Origin of the sequence: Brevundimonas faecalis, assembly GCF_040549405.1 — a bacterium.
In the GTDB taxonomy this organism is placed as follows: Bacteria; Pseudomonadota; Alphaproteobacteria; order Caulobacterales; family Caulobacteraceae; genus Brevundimonas; species Brevundimonas faecalis.
This window is the reverse complement of record NZ_JBEPTF010000001.1, coordinates 301,760-318,984: the sequence shown is the minus strand read 5'-3', so window position 1 is coordinate 318,984 and position 17,225 is coordinate 301,760. Positions and strand designations below refer to the sequence as shown.

The following is a 17,225-nucleotide window of genomic DNA, read 5'->3' as shown; positions in this document are numbered from 1 at the left end:
CACGGCCTGTCCGTCTGGCTGGACGCCGCTATCGCCTTCTGCATCTAGGTCGGGCGAGAGGTCTCCCCTCACTCGTCCCGGGGCATGACCGAGAAACCCGCCAGGCCTGGCTGGCCGGACAGGCGCCGCGACAGGTCGTCGACCCTCAGGGGCATGGCGCCCCGCGCCTTGACGTGATGCTCGTGAACATGGCCGTCGTGACTGACGACATGGCCGATGCGCACCGGCTTCAGCCCGCTCTCTTCCAGCAGGCGCGTCAGGACCGCCTCATCCGGGGCTGCGTCTCGCGACCAGCGCAGGGTCACGTCCGCCACCCCCACGTGCGGCAGACGGGCGTCCAGCAACCGCAAGCCGGCCAGGACCCCCAGGGTGCCGATCCCCGCCGCCAGGGCCAGGCCCCACATCCCCACGCCGAACAGCATGCCCACAGCCGAGGTCGTCCAAAGCGAGGCCGCCGTCGTCAGCCCGTGGACGGAAAACCCCTCCCGGAAGATCACCCCGGCGCACAGGAAGCCTATGCCCGTCAGTATGCCGTGCGACATCCGCGTCGGATCGATCACCAGTCGCTGGTCCGGCAGGGCGACGAAGGCCCAGGTCGACTGATGCATGGCCGCCAGCATCAGGACGCAGGAGGTCATGCAGACCAGGATATGGGTGCGGAACCCCGCCGGATGCCCGCGATAGGTCCGCTCGATTCCGATCAGCCCGCCCGCCGTCATCGCCGCCGCCACCGGCGCCAGCAAGGCCCAATCCACCGTCATGTCCAAACCTCAAGCTGCACAGGACCCGTCACCCTGAACCGCGCCGCGAAAGGCCGCAAGACGGTCGCGGCGCCTGAAAGGCCGGCCGCGTCTCAGTGCATGCGTCGGACGCGCGGCCGATCCGGGTCCGGCGCAGGCGCCGGCGCGACCGGCTCGACCTCGACCGGCGCCGCCGGCACGGCCGCCGGGGGCTGTTCCTCCGCCGGAACGGTCAGCACCGGGGCCGGCGTCGCAACCGGCGGCGGCTCGGGAATCGTCACGACGACCGGCGGCGGCGGAGCCTCGGGTCGGTCCAGCACGCGTTTCGCGCCCCGGCTCAGAAGCGAGGCGGCGAACAGGGCGGCGAGCAGCGTCAGCAGGACGCCTCCGCCCCAGAAGGCCAGCCTGATCACGGCCCAGCGTCCGCCCTCCAGCGGCGGCTCGCCTCCGCCCGGCAGGTCCGAGCGCGCGGTCTCCAGCTCGTCGCCCGGCTCAGCCATGTTGCTCGACATAGGTTTCGGGGTCCTTGTTCACCGGCCGGACGCCGGTGATGTGCCGCGCCTGGAAGGCGGCGAAGCGCACGCCCAGGGCGTGACGGGTCGCGAGATCGGCGTTCATGCGGAAGTCCGTCAGGCCCTGCCGCTCCTCCTCGCCCATATGTTTGGAATTGATCACATTGGCCGCGCCCACGGCCTCGAACCAGGCGCCGGTGCCGATCTTGAATCCCGCCACGGCCTTCACCGCGTCGCGCAGCTTGTTGTGGTCCCCGATGGCGTCCTCGGTCTCGCCCTGGACCGTGCCGTCGTCGGCGTCGTTGGCGCCTTCGCCCAGCTTCAGCAGTTCGGGATAGAAGTGACGCTCCTCGGCCTCGGCGTGGGCGTCCAGAAAGGCCGACAGTCGCCCCCAGACCGCCTCCAGCGCCTCCGGGTCGCCCGGCCCGATCTCCTCGATGATGGAGAAGAGACGGCGCTGCTCGGCGTGGTCGTCGAGGATCAACTGGGTGATGTCCATGGCGCGGTCTCCGGCAAGGCTTGAAACGGACTAATCCGCCTCCGCCTCGCCGGGTTCCACGCTAACGACTCTCAGCCTCGCAGGCGATCAGCCCGCGTACTTGGCCGCGTCTTCGTCGGAGATGTCTTCGTTGGAATAGACGTTCTGCACGTCGTCTTCCGCGTCCAGGGCGTCCAGCAGCTTGAACAGAGTGCCGACAGCGTCGCCCGTGACCGTGACCTCCGACTGGGGCTTCCAGACGATGGCGGTCGACTTGGGATCGCCCAGGACCTTGGACATGGCTTCGGCCACCTCGTTCAGGTCCTCGAAGGCGGTCCAGATGGTGTGGCCCGGCGCGTCCTCGTAGATGTCCGGCTTGACCAGGTCGCTCTCGACGTCCTGGGCGCCGGCCTCGATGGCGGCCTCCATGACCGCGTCCTCGGTCCCAGCTTCGGCGGCGTAGGTGATCTTGCCCACCTTGTCCCACATGAAGGCGACCGAGTTCATCTCGCCCAAGGCCCCGCCGTTCTTCTTGAAGGCCGTGCCGATGTTGGAGGCGGCGCGGTTGCGGTTGTCCGTCAGGGCCTCGACGATGATGCCGACGCCGCCGGGGCCGCGGCCCTCGTAGCGGATCTCCTCCATCGTATCGACGTCGCCGCCCGAAGCCTTGTTGATCGCCCGCTGGATCACGTCCTTGGGCAGGCTCTCGGCCTTGGCGTTGTTGATCGCCAGGCGCAGGCGCGGATTGGCCGCCGGGTCGGGCAGGCCCGACTTGGCCGCCACGGTGATGTCCCGCGACAGCTTGGAGAAAAGCTTGGACCGCACCGCGTCGGCGCGCCCCTTGCGGTGCATGATGTTCTTGAATTTCGAGTGGCCGGCCATGGTGTCGTTCGCCAGAAGTCAAATATGCTGAGGCGCGCCCTTTACTGGATGCCGCATCCTCTGTCACGAGTGGGAACCGCCCGGATGCGCCGGGGATTTAGCGCACAGACGCGAGAGGAGACGCCGATGGCCGCCGCCGACGACACCTATCTGGACGACGCCTATGACGAAGGCATCGACCACGCCCACGCGGGCGAGATCGTCGAATGGTACGCCAAGCGCCCCGTCACCGTCTCCACCGCCGCCGCCACGGGCTCGCTGATCGGGGCCTTCGCCCTGGGCGTCCTGACCACCGTCGGCGCCCTGGCCCTGATGCGCCTCTACGACGAGCGCTGATCCTCTTCGGCTCTCCCCGCGTGCGAGGGAGAGCCGATCATTTCGCCAGCAAGGCTTCGACCTCTTCACGCGCGCCCAGGGACGGCTGGGCGCCCGGCCGGGTCGCGGCCAGGGCGCCGGCCGCGCAGGCGAAACGCAGGGCTGCATCCGGATCCATGCCGTCCAGAAGCGCCACGGTGATCGCCCCGACGAAGGCGTCGCCCGCACCCACGGCGTCCACCGCCTCGACACGCGGCGGCGTCGCCCAGGCCGTCTCCACCCCGCGCCGGTACATGACGGCGCCGCGCGCCCCCTTGGTCACGACCACCAGGCCGCCGCCGACGTGCAGGGCCTCGCCGTAGAAGGCGGCCTCCGTCTCATTGACCACGATCAGGTCGGCGCGACGCAGCAGGGCCTCCGACACCGGGGCGGCGGGCGCCAGGTTGACACAGACGAAGTCCGTCGCCCGGCCCACGGCCGCCTCCACCGTCTCGATCGGCAGTTCCAGCTGGGCGATCAGCGGCGTCTCGATCCGCGACGGCAGTTGCTCCGGCGTGACGAAGTGGTTGGCCCCCGCAGCGACCGTGATCTGGTTCTCTCCGCTTGGATCGACGGTGATCAGGGCTACCCCCGTAGGGGCGGCGATGTCCGTCTCCACCCCCGACAGGTCGACGCCGTGCGCCAGCATCAAGGCCACGGCCGCGCCCGACATCTCGTCGTCCCCGACCCGACCGATCAGAGCGACCTCCGCGCCCAGGCGCCGCGCCGCCAGGGCCTGATTGGCCCCCTTGCCGCCGGGGTGACGGGCCAGGCTTGCCCCCGTCACCGTCTCGCCCGGCCTCGGCAGGGCCGGAGCCGTGGCGACCATGTCCAGATTGATCGATCCGACGACGGTAATCCTCATCGTCCCGCTCCCAGTCTTTCCGTGATCAGGGCGAAGACCCCGGCCGCGTCGGCCTTCGTCGCCCAGAAATGCTTCGCCGTCGCGGCGTCCACGCGGAATTCCACCGCCGTGTGCCCCCGCGTCAGATCGCTGTCGGTCTCCACCGCGATCCGGCAGGGCGCCAGGTCGAACAGTTCCGGCTTCAGCAGCCAGGCCACGGTGCAGGGGTCGTGCAGCGGCCCCGCGTCCCAGCCGACGATGACCCGCTCGATCCGTTGCGAGAAGCGCAGCATGGCCGCCGCCGTCCGGGCGGACTCCGTCTCCAGGGCTTCGATCGCCGCGATCCGGTCTTCCGTCGCCCGCACCTGATGAGTGGCGTCCAGGCCCATGACGATCATCCGGCAGCCGGAGGCGAACACCTCCGCCGCCGCGTCCGGGTCGGCCCAGATGTTGAACTCGGCGCTGGCGGTGATGTTGCCGCCCTCGCTGCGCGCCCCGCCCATGACCACGACCGGTCCCAGGTGGGCCGCCAGTCTCGGCTCGGCCCGCATGGCCAGGGCCAGGTTGGTCATCGGTCCCATGACGGCCAGGGCGACCGTTCCGGCGGGTCGCTCCATCGCCAGCCTCACTATGGCCTCGGCCGCCGCCCCCTCGCCCAGCGGCGCGGCCGGCTCGAACGGCTCCAGGTCGCCCAATCCCTCGGCCCCGTGGAACTCGCCCGCCCCCGCCGGTTCACGCTTCAGGGGTCGTTCAGCCCCGACGAAGACCGGCACGTCCTCGCGTCCGGCGATCTGGCGCAGGATGCGGGCGTTGCGCGCCGTCTTCCCGGCGCTGACGTTGCCGCCGACCGTGGTCACGGCCAGCAGGTCGAACTCGGGAGAGGCGAAGGCGGTCAGCAAGCCCGTGGCGTCGTCCACCCCAGGGTCGCAGTCTATGATCAGGCTCTGTTTCACCCGACCGATGTGCCGCGCGCGAGGGACGGGCGCAATCCCTCCCGCGCCCGGCTCGGGCCCTTATCCCTCGGCGGCGATCTTGCGCAGCGCCTCGGCGAAGACGGCCGGAGGCTGGCCGCCGCTGATCAGGTACTTGCCCTCGACCACCACGGCCGGGACAGAGGTGATCCCGCGCGCGCGCCACAGGTCCTCGGCGCCGCGCACCTCGGCGACATAGCGGCCGGACGCCAGGACCTCGCCCGCCTCGGCGCGATCCAGCCCGGCGGCCTCGGCCGCCTCGGTCAGGACGCGGGCGTCGGTGATGTTGCGGTTCTCGGTGAAGTGGGCGGTGAACAGGGCGCGTTTTAGGCCTTCCTGCTTCTCGGGCGCCGTCTCGTGGGCCCAGTGCAGCAGGCGGTGGGCGTCGAAGGTGTTCCAGATACGGCTGTCCGGCCCCATCCGCATGTCGAAGCCGACCTCGGCCGCGCGCTGACGAATCATCTCGCGGTTCTGGGCCGACTGTTCGGGGGTGGAGCCGTACTTGCGGCCGATGTGCTCGACGATGTTCTCGCCTTCCGGCGCGATCTGGGGGTTCAGTTCGAACGGCTGGAAGGCGATGTCGGCGGCGATCCCCTCCGGCTTCAGCGTCTCCAGGGCGGAGGTCAGGCCGCCCAGGCCCACGGCGCACCAGGGACAGACCACGTCGGAGACGAAGTCGATCTTCAGCGTCTTCAGCGGGGCGGGCGCGGCGTCGGTCATGTCGGTCATCGGGGGCGTTTCCTGGGCTCTGGTTATCAGCACCATATGGTGTTGCGGTTCGGCCTCGCCAGACCCCCTCGACGGTCTTTCGTCATTCTCCTAAGCCTGGGCCTCGACATCCGACCGAGGACCCTCGCCCATGGACCGCCGCGCCTTCATCGCCGCCTCTTCCGCCGCCGCCGCCGGCCTGGCGACGCCCGCCCTGGCGCGAACGCGCGGCGATCGGCTGCAACTGGGGATCATCGGCACGGGCCTGCGGGCGCAGAGCCTGATGTCCATCCTGCTGAAGCGGGCCGACGTGGACATCGCGGCCGTCTGCGACATCGAACCCCTGATGCTGGCCCGCGCCCAGGGCATGATCGCCGCCGCCGGCAAGCCCGCCCCGCGCGCCTATGAAGGGGCGCCGGACCGGGCCTATCGCGACCTGCTGGCGCACCCCGGCCTGGACGCGGTCGTCATCGCCACGCCCTGGGAGTGGCACGCCCCCATGGCCATCGCCGCCATGGAGGCCAGGATTCCCGTCGGCTGCGAGGTCGTGGCCGGCGTCACGCTTCAGGATCACTGGGACGTGCTGGAGGCGCACGAGCGGACCGGAACCCCCTATATGGTGCTGGAGAACGTCTGCTATCGCCGCGACGTCCTGGCGGCGTTGAACATGGTGCGGGCCGGACTGTTCGGCGAACTGGTCCACCTGCAGGGCGGCTATCAGCACGACCTGCGGGCGGTGAAGTTCAACAGCGGCGACCCACAGAAGCCCTATGGCGGCGGGGTCGAGTTCGGACCCAAGGCCTGGTCCGAGGCGCGCTGGCGCACCTGGCACTCGGTCAACCGCAATGGAGAACTCTATCCGTCGCACGGCATCGGGCCGATCGCCAACTGGATCGATCTGAACCGCGGCAACCGCATGATCAATCTTACCAGCCACGCCTCGAAGGCGCGGGGCCTGCACGACTATGTCGTGGCCGGCGGCGGGGCCGATCACCCCAATGCGGCGGTCAAGTTCAAGCTGGGCGACGTCGTCACCACCTCCATCACCTGCGCCAACGGCGAGACCATCCTACTGCAGCATGACACCAGCCTGCCGCGCCCCTATTCCCTGGGCTTCCGGGTGCAGGGGACCAAGGGGCTCTGGATGGACCTGAACAAGTCCCTGCACATCGAGGGCCGCAGCCCCGCCCACCAGTGGGAGGCCCAGGAAGCCTGGTTCGAGCAGTACGACCACCCCTTGTGGAAGACCCACGCCGAGACGGCCGCCGGCGCCGGCCACGGCGGCATGGACTTCTTCGTCATCCACGCCTTCATCGAAGCGCTGAAGGCCCATAAGCTGGAAGAGGGGGCGCCGATGCCGCTCGACATCTACGACGCCGTCAGCTGGAGCGCGATCACCCCCCTGTCGGAACAGTCGATCGCCGAGGGCAACCGCACCCTGGACTTCCCCGACTTCACGCGCGGCCGGTGGCGCGACCGCAAGCCGAGCTTCGGCTTCGACGGAACCTATTGAGCCTCAGCTTCCCTTCCTGCCCATCAGGGGCGACAGGGTCTGGTTGACCTCGTCCATGACCGAGCCCCGACCGGCCGCGACACGGGCTTCCAGGTCGTCGGCGCGTTCCTGCAGACGGCGGATATGTTCGACGCGGGGGTCGTCGGCCGGAACGGCGACCAGGGCCGCGCGACGCGTCTCGATCTCCGTCAGCAGGGCGTCGAAGCGCGCGTGGTCCAGCCCTTCTCCCTGCTCGAACAGGGCGATCGCCTCTTCCAGGGCGGCTTCGAAGGCGGCTTGATCAGGCATGGCTCATCCTCATTATGCTTACGCTTATCAATGAGCGCCGCCCCCGAGCGGTTCCGCCTTGGCCGTCGATCACGCAGGGTTTACGAGACGAGAATGCGCCGCCTGATCGCCTCCGCCTTCCTGACCCTGCTGCTTGCCGCCTGCGACCGGACGCCGCCGCCCGCCGGCCTGGTCGAGGTCGCCGGCGCGACCTGCACGGTTCCGTCCGACCTGCGTCCCGCCCGTCCCTATGCCCCGCCCGCCGACGAAGTCGCCGCCGATGTGCCGATCGCCTTCAACATGCTGGCCGTAAGCTGGTCGCCCCAGGCCTGCCGCTCGGGCAAGGACTATCCGGACGAACGCTATCAGTGCGCCCAGAACCGTTTCGGCCTGACCCTGCACGGCCTGTGGCCCAACGGCTCTGACAACCGCCACCCGCGCTACTGCGCCGCGCCCGGCCCGGCGATCCCGGTCGAGACCGTCCGCAAGCACTTCTGCATGACCCCCTCCCCCTCCCTGCAGCAGCATGAATGGGCCGCTCACGGGACCTGCGGCTGGGACAGCCCCGAGGCCTATTTCGAACAGGCCGCGAAGATGTGGGACAGCCTGAACAAGCCGGACCTGGAAGCCATTCCGGCGAACCGCCTGACCGCCGGCGCCGTCCGCGACGCCTTCGTGGCCGCCAATCCGGGCCTGCCGCGCGACGGGGTCTTCATCGCGACGACCGACGGCTGGTTCCGCGAGGCGCGGCTCTGCTACTCCAAGGATTATCGCCCCATGCGCTGCCCGCGCGGCCTGGGCGCGCCCGACCGCGAGCGGCTGAAGCTGACGCCCCGGGGCGAGACGCAAACCGCGCGTTAACCGAAGCGGCGCAGCCTCTGGTCCCCAGTCCTTGCGGAGCGCCGCCGATGTCGACCGTGCTGACCCAGAATTTCCGCCGCCGACAGGACCATTTCGAGCCCGAGGACCTGGACCCACAGGAGCAGCGCCGCCTGCGCGGCCTGCTGGAGCAGATCGACTACGCCGCCTTCGTCGCCAATCGCGAAGTCATCGGCCAGACCCTGTCGCGGGTCGATGTCGGAACCTTCCAGAAACTGGCCGTCCTGACCGCCGGCGCTCGCGCCCGCTGGGCCGCCGAGGCCGTCCGCCTGGGCGAATCCGGCTCTCCCGCCACGCCCGACCAGACCGCTCGCCTGACCGCCGCCCGCTCCGCCTACGAGGAGTTGGCCGAGGCCTATGAGGCCCTGCGCCGCATGGTGGAGCGCGGATACATCAGCCTGCGCTGAAGCCGCGCCCTCCCCTTTCCTCCCTCGCCTCAGTCCTGATCCAGGGGTTGGGGCCGAGTGACGATCGGGGCGTTGGGGTCTGTCTGAGCGGGCCTTGCGACGGTCGGGGCCGGGCCTGCGGGCGCGACCGGCTCGGGCGCAACCGTGACCACGGGCGGCGCGACGGCGGGAGCCTCAACCGGAGTCAACGCTGATGGCCTGGGCGTCGTCGGCGAGGAAGCCGCTGCGAGACGCTCGGGCGTCGGGCGAACCGGCGCGGGCGCGCGAGCCGGGGCCGCGACGGGCCGCGCTTCGGCAGTCCTGGCGGGCGCGGCGGATGGCGCAGGCGCGACGACGGGAGCCGGCGCAGGGGTTTCCACGGCGTCTTCCATTGGGGCGACGACCGGCGCGGGGGCGACATCCACGGGCGGCGGAACGGAAGCGACCGCGGCGTCGGGCTCGCTGTTCGAGCGCGTAACCAGCCAGGTGACCAGGGGCGCGCCGATCACGACCACGGCGGCGGCCGCCACATAGAGGGGCGTGCGGTTCGGGCGCCGAGCCGACGCCGAAGCGCGCGCCACAGGGGCTTCCGCCGCCGACACGACCGGAGACGCGGCGACCGGGGCAGGCCGCGCCGGTTGGGCGAGCGGCGCCGCGGGAGCGTCGGACGCCGCGACGGTCGGCTGAACTTCGATCCGGGGTTCAGGCCGGGCTTCGGACCGGGGCGCGGGCGTCGCGGCGTTTTCCGCCGGAGCGGGCGTCTTGACGGCGGGCGCGGGGGTCGCCGGGCCGCCCGCCTCCGTCCACGGCAGAAGGGGCGCGGGGGCGGTGATGAGCGTCGGCCCGGCCGCGCGCGGCGGCGCGGCAGGACTCGGCGCCGATGTAGGCCGCCGCTGCGGCACCAGGGAACCGCTCATCAGGCCGCCGGACGCCGGACGCGGCGCGGGGCGGGGCTGCTGCGACGGCGCCACGGCCGGGCCGGGGCGGACCAGTTGGGGCGCCGCCGCATCCTTCGGCGGCTCCGGCAGCGGCGGCAAGCCGGCGCTGCGCGGCAGGGGCCCGGCGCGGAACACGGTCTGGGGCGCGCGTCCCCACTGGGCCGGACGGCGGGCGAAGGGCGTGGACTGGTCGTCGGCGTCGGACATTCGGTCTCCGGCGCCCGAGGGCGCGCATCACGAAGAGGGTCGGCGGACCCTCAGACTGCTGAGCGAGTTCGGCGGTTTCGTGACGGCGAAACCCTCGCTCAGTTCTTCAACCGATAGCCCGTCCGGAAGATCCAGCCGACCGCCAGAAGACAGGCGAAGAAGAAGCCCAGGGTCGCCGTCAGGCTGATCCCGAGACTGACGTCCCCGACGCCGTAGAAGGCCCAGCGGAAGCCCGAGATCAGATAGACTACCGGGTTGAACAGGGCCACGGTCCGCCAGGCGGCGGGCAGCATCTCGATCGAATAGAAGGCCCCGCCGAGGAAGGTCAGGGGCGTGACGATCAGCATGGGAATGAACTGAAGCTGCTCGAAGCTCTGCGCCCAGATGCCGATGATGAAGCCGAACAGGGCGAAGGTGGTCGAGATCAGGATCAGGAAGGCCAGCATCCAGAGGGGATGCAATATCTGCAAGGGCACGAAACAGGCCGCCGTGGCCAGGATGATCAGACCCAGGACGGCCGACTTGGTCGCCGCCGCCCCGACATAGGCCAGAACGATCTCCAGCGGCGAGACGGGCGCCGACAGGATTTCGTAGATGGTCCCCGTGAACTTCGGGAAGTAGATGCCGAAACTGGCGTTGAAGATCGACTGGGTGAAGAGGCTGAGCATGATCAGCCCCGGCACGATGAAGGCGCCGTAGGGCACGCCGTCCACCTCGGTCATGCGGCTGCCGATGGCCCCGCCGAAGACCACGAAATAGAGCGAGGTCGTGATGACCGGCGTCACCAGGGACTGCCACAGGGTGCGCAGGGCGCGCGCCATCTCGAAGCGATAGATGGCCCAGACGCCGTATCCGTTGAAGCTCATCACGCGGCCTCCCGATCCTGGTGAACAAGGCCGACGAAGATGTCTTCCAGCGAGCTCTGACGAGTGCTGAGGTCCTTGAAGCCGACGCCGAGGTCGGACAGGCGGCGCATCAGGGACGGCACGCCGGTCTTTTCGGCGTTGGAATCGAAGACGTATTCGATCTCTCCGCCGTCGTTCTTCAGCTCCAGCGGCCATTCGGCCAGTTCCGGCGGCAGGGCGGCCAGGGGTTCCTGCAGGTTCAGGGTCAGGGTCTTCTTGCCCAGCTTCTTCATCAGGTCGGCGGTCCGTTCGACCAGGATCACCTCGCCCTTGAGGATGACGCCGACGCGGTCGGCCATCTCCTCGGCCTCCTCGATGTAGTGGGTGGTCAGGATGATGGTCACGCCGCGCTCGCGCAGCCGGCGCACCAGGGCCCACATGTCGCGACGCAGTTCGACGTCGACGCCCGCCGTGGGCTCGTCCAGGAAGAGGATGTCGGGTTCGTGGCTCAGGGCCTTGGCGATCATGACGCGGCGCTTCATCCCGCCGGACAGGGTCATGATCTTGGCGTCCTTCTTGTCCCACAGGGACAGGTCGCGAAGGATCTGCTCGACATAGGCCGGGTTCGTCGTCTTGCCGAACAGGCCCCGGCTGAAGGTCACGGTGGCCCAGACGGTCTCGAAGGCGTCGGTCGTCAGCTCCTGCGGCACCAGGCCGATCCGGGTCCGGGCCGCGCGATAGTCCTTCTGGATGTCATGGCCGTCGGCGAGGATGGTCCCCGTCGACGGGGTGACGATGCCGCAGACGATGGAGATCATCGTCGTCTTGCCCGCCCCGTTTGGACCCAGCAGGGCGAAGATCTCGCCCTTCTCGATCTCGAGATCGACGCGTTTCAGGGCCTGATGCCCCGTCTTGTAGGTCTTGGTCAGACCCTGAATGGAGATGACTGGCGGCATGAACCCTCCCCGGCGCAGGTTGCGCAGATAGGCGGGGCGCCCTGCCGTCTCAAGGGGCGGCGGCCATCTCTCTTCGATCGCAACATGCGCGGGGAGTAAAGCGCCTGAAACGTCTGAAATCCCTCTCCTCCCCTGCGCAGCGGGGGAGGGGGACCGCGCGTAGCGTGGTGGAGGGGGCGGAGGTTCGGGCCGTGGTTTCCAAATTGAAACCAGCGGCGTGGGATTGTGGCGAGGGTCGTGGCCTTGGTCGCCCCTTCTACTGCTTGGCTGCTACGCGCCGCCCTTTGGGTCGCGGCCCCCTCCCCCGCAAGCGGGGGAGGAGAAAAACCACACCATCCGGCGTATAATGTCCCGAACACTGAGGACCGCCCCATGTCCGCACGCCGCATCCTGCCCGTTCTCGCCCTGCTGGCCCTTTGCGGCTGCGAAACCGAAAGCGCCCTGCCGGAGACGGCGGGTTTCGGCGCCGATCCGCAGTTGCCGGAGCCTCGTCCCCAGCGCGTGCCCATGGTCAAGATCGCGCCCGCCGTGGGCTGGCCCCAGGGGCGGACGCCGATCCCGGCCGAGGGCCTGGCCGTCAACGCCTTCGCGACCGGCCTGGATCATCCGCGCTGGCTGTACGAACTGCCTAACGGCGACGTCCTGGTCGCCGAAACCAACGCCCCGCCCAAGCCGGAGGGCAGCGGCGGAGGCGGTATACGCGGCTGGTTCGAGCGCCGCATCATGGGCAAGGCGGGCGCCCGCGCGCCCAGCGCGAACCGCATCAGCCTGCTGCGCGACGCCGATGGAGACGGGACGGCGGAGACGAAGACGGTCTTCCTGTCCGGCCTGACCTCGCCCTTCGGCATGGCCCTGGTCGGCGAGCGCCTGTTCATCGCCAACGCCGACGCCGTGGTCGCCGTCCCCTATCAGACCGGCCAGACCCGGATCACGGCCGCGCCGGTCAAGGTCGCGGACCTGCCCGCCGGACGGAACCACCACTGGACCAAGAGCCTGGTCGCCTCCCCTGACGGCTCGAAGCTCTATGTCGGGGTCGGCTCCAACTCCAACGTGGGCGAGAACGGCCTGGACGAGGAGGTCGATCGCGCCGCCGTGCTGGAGATCGACCCGGCGACGGGCGCGCGGCGCGTCTTCGCCTCGGGCCTGCGCAACCCCGTCGGCATGGCCTGGAACCCCGAGGACGGCCGCCTGTGGGTTTCGGTCAACGAACGCGACGAGATCGGCGACGACCTGGTCCCCGACTACATGACCTCGGTCACGCCCGGCGGCTTCTACGGCTGGCCCTGGAGCTATTACGGCCAGACGGTCGACGCGCGGGTCCAGCCGCCGCGGCCGGACATGGTCGCGAAAGCCGTCAAGCCAGACTACGCGCTCGGCTCGCACACCGCCTCTCTGGGCCTGACCTTCTATACGGGAAGCCTGATGCCCCGGTGGCGCAACGGGGCCGTCGTGGGCCAGCACGGTTCCTGGAACCGCAATCCGCCCGCAGGCTACAAGGTGATCTTCGTGCCCTTCAGCGGCGGCCGCCCGTCCGGCCCGCCGCAGGACGTCCTGACCGGATTCCGCAACGAGCAGGGTCAGGCCATGGGGCGACCCGTCGGCGTTCTGGGCGTGCGGTCCGGAGCCCTTCTGATCGCGGACGACGTCGGAAACGCCGTCTGGCGCGTCACGCCGCGCGCTTCCGGCCAATAGAGCAACCGCAGAACCACAGTTTCCCGAAAGTGGATCGGCGAGACGTTTCTGAATCCCGTCTTGCACAAGACTTATGCGCGTCGGACGTCAGGTTGACGTAACGTCGCCTTCACGCCTTCCGTTACGTCATCGAAAACCCGCGTAAAGCATCCGTTTCGCAAAACATTATGGCGCATGCGGCCTTCCGCCTGTTGACCCGCCGCCCACGGCCGTCCATCACCGAAAAAACACCAGCGGGAAGAGGCGGGCGCAACCATGGGACTGGCTGCAAACATCCGGCGTGACGTCAGGTTCATCGGCGGCCTGCTCCGTGTCCTCAAGCGCGTCAAACCCATCACGCTCGACAGCGACGTCCTGGCCTGCGACGACATCGAGGAGGCGGTCGACAAGTTCGGCGCCAACATCGCGGTCGAGGACGAGCACCGCAAGCTGACCTATCGCGAGTTCGAGGCCCTGGCGAACCGCTACGCCAACTGGGCCAAGAGCCGGAACCTGAAGCGCAGCGACGTCATCGCCCTGGTGATGCACAACCGCGTGGAATACGTCGCCGCCTGGTTCGGCTTCTCCAAGATCGGCGTGGCCACCGCCCTGATCAACAACAACCTGACCGGGGCCGCCCTGGCCCACTGTCTGACCATTTCCGGCGCCTTCAACGTGGTGACGGACGAGGACTGCTGGCCGGCGGTCGAGGAGGCGCGCGGCCTGGTCGATCGCAACCTGATGATCTGGGCCCACGGCCTGGGCGAGGAACACGAGACCAACGCCCGTCGCGACCTGGACAACGCCGTGCGCAGCGCCTCCTCGGTGCGGCCCGACCGCTCGATCCGCCAGGGCATGACCAACCGCGACACGGCCCTTTTCATCTACACTTCGGGCACGACCGGCCTGCCCAAGGCGGCGCGGATGCCGCATTCGCGGGTGCGCACCTATATGCGCGCCTTCGCCGGCCTGACCGCCTCGACGCCCAAGGACGCCCTGTTCAACGTCCTGCCCCTCTATCACTCGACCGGCGGTCTGGTCGGGGTCGGTTCGGCCCTGCTGAACGGGGCGCGGATGATCACCCGGCGGCGCTTCTCGGCGACCAATTTCTGGCCGGACGTGAAGGCGACCGGCGCCACCATGTTCGTCTACATCGGCGAGCTGTGCCGCTATCTGGTCAACAGCCCCGAGAACCCCGACGAAAAGGGCCACAAGCTGCGTCTGGCCTTCGGCAACGGCCTGCGCCCCGACGTCTGGCCCGAGTTCCAGTCCCGCTTCGGCATCAAGGACATCGTGGAGTTCTACGGCTCGACCGAGGGCAACGTCTCCCTGTTCAACTTCGACGGCAAGGCCGGCGCCATCGGCCGCGTGCCCGGCTACCTGAAGTCCCAGCTCAACATCCGCCTGATCGCCCTGGACCCGGAGACGGGCGAGCCGGTGCGCGGCTCCGACGGCCTGTGCCGCGCCGTCCCGACCGGCGAGACGGGCGAGGCCATCGGCCAGATCGGCAATGACATCCGCCACGACTTCTCGGGCTATGCCGACAAGAAGGCCTCGGAAAAGAAGATCCTGACGGACGTCTTCAAGAAGGGCGACCGCTGGTTCCGCACCGGCGACCTGATGCGCCAGGACCGCGAGGGCTATCTCTATTTCATGGACCGCCTGGGCGACACCTTCCGCTGGAAGGGAGAGAACGTCTCCACCGCCGAGGTCGAGCAGCGCCTGTCCGAGGCTCCCGGCGTTCAGGAAGTCATCGCCTACGGCGTCGAGATTCCGGGCCAGGAAGGTCGCGCCGGCATGGTCGGCCTGGTGCTGGAGGACAAGTTCGACCCCGCCGCCTTCGCCGCCTACGCCGACGAGCAGTTGCCCTCCTACGCCCGCCCGGTCTTCGTGCGCATGCTGAAGTCGGCGGACACGACCGGCACCTTCAAATACCGCAAGGTCGATCTGGTCGCCGACGGCTTCGACCCGGAAAAGGTCGACGGCCCGGTCTGGGTGCGCGGCGGCAAGGCCGGCTATCAGAAGCTAACCGCCAAGGCGCGCGAGGCCATCCTGAGCGGCGAAACCCGGCTGTAGGTCCGCGCAGCAGGCCTCAGGACGCCGCCCGGCGGAAGGCCAGGGGCGTCAGCCCCGTCTGCGCCTTGAAGGCCCGGTTGAAGGGTCCGATGGAGGCGAAACCGCAGTCGAAGGCGATGGTCAGGATCGGCAACCGGCGCAAGGCCGGATCGGCCAGCCGCCGCTTGGCCTCCTCGATGCGGAAATGATTGGCCATGTGGTTGAAGTTGCGGAAACCCAGAGGGCCCGTGATGCTCTGACTGACCCTGTACTCCGCCTCTCCCAGGCGATGCGCCAGGTCCGCCACCTTCAGATTGGGCCGGGCATAGGCCGCGTCTTCCGTCATCAGGCGCAGGATGCGGTCGCCCAGATCGCTGTTCGCCTCGCTCGCCGCCCCTGCACGGGGCCGCGTCCGACCGCGCCCGGTCGCCGCCAGGGGATGGCGCGCGCGTCGTCCTATGGCCAGGCCCATCCCCGCCAGGGCGACCAGGGCGCAGGCCACCTTGATCCAGCCGCTCCATAGGGCGGCCCAGCTTCCCGCCGGAGCGCCGTCGACCCAGACGACGGCGACCGCCAGTATGGCCGCATAACCGGCCGAGAAAATGATGCGGAACAGGCGCTCCGACGCCGGGACGCCGGCCCCCAGCCCCTTCAGCGGCTCGATCGCCGCCAGCAGCAGCAGGGCCGAACTGACCAGGCCGCTCAGATTGCCCACCATGCGCGGCAGGAAGGCCGCGTGTTCCGGCGCCAGGCGCAGGAAGGCGCCGGCGGCCACGAGGCCCAGGACCAGGAACAGGGGCCAGCGCACGGGAGCACTGCCCGGCGGTCGGGGCGGCTGAAACAGGGCGCGGACCAGCAGCCACGACCATCCGCAGGTGGCGTCGCCCAGGACGGCGACCGCCTGCGAGGCCGCCCCGCCCCCCGGCCCCATGGCCTGAGCCAGGCAGAAGGCCGCCACGGCCGACGCGAACAGGCCGCCGTAGAGGGCGATCTCCGACAGGGGCGCCGTCGTACGCGGCGCGACGGTCAGGCCGTCGGCGCTCACGACCGCCCGCCTCCGCACCGAGCGACGCGGAAATCCATGGCCGATTTCCAAATCGGCGAGATCGCGACCGACAAACCTCTCACAGCCCGGATCACCTCAGACGAACCAAGGGTGAATTGGACGTGACGACATCGAAAACCGCAAGCCCGTCGAGCACGGGACGTGCAGGCGGAACCCTGTTGCGCCGCTCCGGCCTGATCTGGTTCCTGGTCGCGGCGATCGGCCAGGGCGCCTTCATCTGGATGATCCTGGCCCATTTCGGCCGACGCACCCTGGTCGGCGACTTCGCCGGCTGGAACGACAAGCCCCTGATCAAGGGCTATGTGACGGGCGACGACGCCGGGAACCTGATGTTCGCGGTCCATGTCCTGCTGGCGGCGATCGTGACCCTGGGCGGGCTGATGCAGTTGATTCCCGCCCTTCGCCGCCGGGCCCCCGGTCTGCATCGCTGGAACGGACGGGTCTTCCTGATCACCGCGATCATCATGGCGCTCGGCGGCCTGTGGCTGACCTGGGGGCGGGAAACCTACCTGTCGCTCATATCGGCCGTCGCGGTTTCGGTGGACGGCGTCCTGATCCTGGTCTTCGCCGCCCTAGCCTGGCGCACGGCCGTGCGGCGCGATTTCGAAGCGCACCGGCGCTGGGCGATGCGGACCTTCCTGGTCGTCAACGGCGTCTGGTTCCTGCGGGTCGCGCTGATGGCCTGGGCCATAGCCACTGGCGGCCTGGGCATGAACCAGAGCCTGTCCGGCCCGGCCGACGTGGTGCTGCAGTTCTGCGCCTATCTGCTCCCCCTGGCCGTGCTGGAGGCCTATCTGCGCGCGGGGCGGAGCGGCGATCCGGCGGTCAAGCGGTTGACCGCCGCCGGGATGATCCTGGCGACCGCCGTCACCGCCCTGGGCGTCTTCGGCGCCGTGGCCTTCATGTGGGGCCCCTACATGATCTAGCCGCGACCGCCGCGACTGGCGCCCTTT

18 protein-coding genes and 1 pseudogene are annotated in these 17,225 nt (G+C 69.5%); 7 read left to right on the top strand and 12 right to left on the bottom strand.

The genetic code is table 11. The annotated features are described in order from the left end of the window. Positions 1 to 68: 68 nt before the first annotated feature. From ABIE19_RS01420 to ABIE19_RS01405, 4 genes are all read right to left on the bottom strand, one after another. Positions 69 to 761, bottom strand: a complete 693-nt coding sequence (locus ABIE19_RS01420; RefSeq protein ID WP_354087327.1) for an MgtC/SapB family protein — start codon at positions 759 to 761, stop codon at positions 69 to 71. A 92-nt stretch (positions 762 to 853) separates the two neighbouring features. Next, the gene (locus ABIE19_RS01415; RefSeq protein WP_354087326.1) at positions 854 to 1,252 is read right to left on the bottom strand and encodes a hypothetical protein; all 399 of its coding nucleotides are present in this window, start codon (positions 1,250 to 1,252) and stop codon (positions 854 to 856) included. Continuing rightward, positions 1,233 to 1,751 carry a hemerythrin domain-containing protein gene (locus tag ABIE19_RS01410; protein ID WP_354087325.1) on the bottom strand — a complete coding sequence of 173 codons (519 nt, stop codon included), beginning with the start codon at positions 1,749 to 1,751 and terminating at the stop codon, positions 1,233 to 1,235. The genes ABIE19_RS01415 and ABIE19_RS01410 overlap by 20 nt, the downstream gene beginning before the upstream one ends. An 87-nt stretch (positions 1,752 to 1,838) precedes the next feature. Beyond that, positions 1,839 to 2,612, bottom strand: coding sequence for a YebC/PmpR family DNA-binding transcriptional regulator (locus tag ABIE19_RS01405; RefSeq protein ID WP_354087324.1), 774 nt, complete (start codon positions 2,610 to 2,612; stop codon positions 1,839 to 1,841). A 126-nt stretch (positions 2,613 to 2,738) separates the two neighbouring features. On the opposite strand from ABIE19_RS01405, the gene ABIE19_RS01400 reads away from it, so the two are divergent. Then, on the top strand, positions 2,739 to 2,948 hold the full coding sequence (locus tag ABIE19_RS01400; protein ID WP_354087323.1) for a hypothetical protein: 210 nt from the start codon (positions 2,739 to 2,741) through the stop codon (positions 2,946 to 2,948). Between the two features lie 37 nt (positions 2,949 to 2,985). Here the strand turns inward: ABIE19_RS01400 and ABIE19_RS01395 are convergent, their stop codons facing one another. Genes ABIE19_RS01395 through ABIE19_RS01385 form a run of 3 tightly spaced genes read right to left on the bottom strand, consistent with a single transcriptional unit; the run spans position 2,986 to position 5,510 of the window. Next, complete coding sequence (locus ABIE19_RS01395) at positions 2,986 to 3,831, bottom strand: ribokinase (protein WP_354087322.1); 846 nt, start codon at positions 3,829 to 3,831, stop codon at positions 2,986 to 2,988. Then, a complete protein-coding gene (locus ABIE19_RS01390; RefSeq protein ID WP_354087321.1) occupies positions 3,828 to 4,763 on the bottom strand; it encodes a nucleoside hydrolase in 936 nt (311 codons plus the stop codon). The genes ABIE19_RS01395 and ABIE19_RS01390 overlap by 4 nt, the downstream gene beginning before the upstream one ends. Before the next feature lie 60 nt (positions 4,764 to 4,823). Next, positions 4,824 to 5,510, bottom strand: coding sequence for a DsbA family oxidoreductase (locus ABIE19_RS01385; protein ID WP_354087320.1), 687 nt, complete (start codon positions 5,508 to 5,510; stop codon positions 4,824 to 4,826). Between the two features lie 130 nt (positions 5,511 to 5,640). Between ABIE19_RS01385 and ABIE19_RS01380 the strand changes: the two genes are divergently transcribed. After that, on the top strand, positions 5,641 to 7,002 hold the full coding sequence (locus ABIE19_RS01380; protein ID WP_354087319.1) for a Gfo/Idh/MocA family protein: 1,362 nt from the start codon (positions 5,641 to 5,643) through the stop codon (positions 7,000 to 7,002). 3 nt (positions 7,003 to 7,005) lie between these two features. Here ABIE19_RS01380 and ABIE19_RS01375 read toward each other — a convergent pair whose 3' ends face one another. Next, positions 7,006 to 7,290: a hypothetical protein gene (locus tag ABIE19_RS01375; protein WP_354087318.1), complete on the bottom strand. Its 285-nt coding sequence runs from the start codon at positions 7,288 to 7,290 to the stop codon at positions 7,006 to 7,008. A gap of 93 nt (positions 7,291 to 7,383) precedes the next feature. On the opposite strand from ABIE19_RS01375, the gene ABIE19_RS01370 reads away from it, so the two are divergent. Further along, the gene (locus tag ABIE19_RS01370; RefSeq protein ID WP_354087317.1) at positions 7,384 to 8,130 is read left to right on the top strand and encodes a ribonuclease T2 family protein; all 747 of its coding nucleotides are present in this window, start codon (positions 7,384 to 7,386) and stop codon (positions 8,128 to 8,130) included. Between the two features lie 47 nt (positions 8,131 to 8,177). Beyond that, positions 8,178 to 8,555, top strand: coding sequence for a hypothetical protein (locus ABIE19_RS01365; RefSeq protein WP_354087316.1), 378 nt, complete (start codon positions 8,178 to 8,180; stop codon positions 8,553 to 8,555). 29 nt (positions 8,556 to 8,584) lie between these two features. Here the strand turns inward: ABIE19_RS01365 and ABIE19_RS01360 are convergent, their stop codons facing one another. From ABIE19_RS01360 to ABIE19_RS01350, 3 genes are all read right to left on the bottom strand, one after another. Then, on the bottom strand, positions 8,585 to 9,679 hold the full coding sequence (locus tag ABIE19_RS01360; RefSeq protein WP_354087315.1) for a hypothetical protein: 1,095 nt from the start codon (positions 9,677 to 9,679) through the stop codon (positions 8,585 to 8,587). 98 nt (positions 9,680 to 9,777) lie between these two features. Beyond that, positions 9,778 to 10,545, bottom strand: coding sequence for an ABC transporter permease (locus ABIE19_RS01355; protein ID WP_354087314.1), 768 nt, complete (start codon positions 10,543 to 10,545; stop codon positions 9,778 to 9,780). Further along, positions 10,545 to 11,480: an ABC transporter ATP-binding protein gene (locus tag ABIE19_RS01350; protein ID WP_354087313.1), complete on the bottom strand. Its 936-nt coding sequence runs from the start codon at positions 11,478 to 11,480 to the stop codon at positions 10,545 to 10,547. Before ABIE19_RS01350 ends, ABIE19_RS01355 begins: the two co-directional genes overlap by 1 nt. Positions 11,481 to 11,852: 372 nt before the next feature. On the opposite strand from ABIE19_RS01350, the gene ABIE19_RS01345 reads away from it, so the two are divergent. Next, positions 11,853 to 13,172 (top strand): PQQ-dependent sugar dehydrogenase, encoded by a 1,320-nt coding sequence (locus tag ABIE19_RS01345; protein WP_354087312.1) that lies wholly within the window; start codon positions 11,853 to 11,855, stop codon positions 13,170 to 13,172. Positions 13,173 to 13,415: 243 nt separating this feature from the next. After that, positions 13,416 to 15,227 (top strand): annotated as a pseudogene (locus tag ABIE19_RS01340) (long-chain-acyl-CoA synthetase); the annotation flags it as partial. Positions 15,228 to 15,243: 16 nt separating this feature from the next. Here ABIE19_RS01340 and ABIE19_RS01335 read toward each other — a convergent pair. Next, positions 15,244 to 16,251, bottom strand: coding sequence for a helix-turn-helix domain-containing protein (locus tag ABIE19_RS01335; protein WP_354087311.1), 1,008 nt, complete (start codon positions 16,249 to 16,251; stop codon positions 15,244 to 15,246). A gap of 179 nt (positions 16,252 to 16,430) precedes the next feature. On the opposite strand from ABIE19_RS01335, the gene ABIE19_RS01330 reads away from it, so the two are divergent. After that, entirely contained in the window at positions 16,431 to 17,198 is a 768-nt protein-coding gene (locus ABIE19_RS01330) for a DUF2306 domain-containing protein (protein WP_354087310.1), read from the top strand. The last annotated feature ends 27 nt before the right edge of the window (positions 17,199 to 17,225 follow it).

Excerpts from the sequence above, each read along its gene's own strand:
- ABIE19_RS01420 (WP_354087327.1), bottom strand. The coding sequence starts at position 761 with ATGACGGTGGATTGGGCCTTGCTGGCGCCGGTGGCGGCGGCGATGACG.
- ABIE19_RS01415 (WP_354087326.1), bottom strand. The coding sequence starts at position 1,252 with ATGTCGAGCAACATGGCTGAGCCGGGCGACGAGCTGGAGACCGCGCGC.
- ABIE19_RS01410 (WP_354087325.1), bottom strand. The coding sequence starts at position 1,751 with ATGGACATCACCCAGTTGATCCTCGACGACCACGCCGAGCAGCGCCGT.
- ABIE19_RS01405 (WP_354087324.1), bottom strand. The coding sequence starts at position 2,612 with ATGGCCGGCCACTCGAAATTCAAGAACATCATGCACCGCAAGGGGCGC.
- ABIE19_RS01400 (WP_354087323.1), top strand. The coding sequence starts at position 2,739 with ATGGCCGCCGCCGACGACACCTATCTGGACGACGCCTATGACGAAGGC.
- ABIE19_RS01395 (WP_354087322.1), bottom strand. The coding sequence starts at position 3,831 with ATGAGGATTACCGTCGTCGGATCGATCAATCTGGACATGGTCGCCACG.
- ABIE19_RS01385 (WP_354087320.1), bottom strand. The coding sequence starts at position 5,510 with ATGACCGACATGACCGACGCCGCGCCCGCCCCGCTGAAGACGCTGAAG.
- ABIE19_RS01380 (WP_354087319.1), top strand. The coding sequence starts at position 5,641 with ATGGACCGCCGCGCCTTCATCGCCGCCTCTTCCGCCGCCGCCGCCGGC.
- ABIE19_RS01375 (WP_354087318.1), bottom strand. The coding sequence starts at position 7,290 with ATGCCTGATCAAGCCGCCTTCGAAGCCGCCCTGGAAGAGGCGATCGCC.
- ABIE19_RS01370 (WP_354087317.1), top strand. The coding sequence starts at position 7,384 with ATGCGCCGCCTGATCGCCTCCGCCTTCCTGACCCTGCTGCTTGCCGCC.
- ABIE19_RS01365 (WP_354087316.1), top strand. The coding sequence starts at position 8,178 with ATGTCGACCGTGCTGACCCAGAATTTCCGCCGCCGACAGGACCATTTC.
- ABIE19_RS01360 (WP_354087315.1), bottom strand. The coding sequence starts at position 9,679 with ATGTCCGACGCCGACGACCAGTCCACGCCCTTCGCCCGCCGTCCGGCC.
- ABIE19_RS01355 (WP_354087314.1), bottom strand. The coding sequence starts at position 10,545 with ATGAGCTTCAACGGATACGGCGTCTGGGCCATCTATCGCTTCGAGATG.
- ABIE19_RS01350 (WP_354087313.1), bottom strand. The coding sequence starts at position 11,480 with ATGCCGCCAGTCATCTCCATTCAGGGTCTGACCAAGACCTACAAGACG.
- ABIE19_RS01345 (WP_354087312.1), top strand. The coding sequence starts at position 11,853 with ATGTCCGCACGCCGCATCCTGCCCGTTCTCGCCCTGCTGGCCCTTTGC.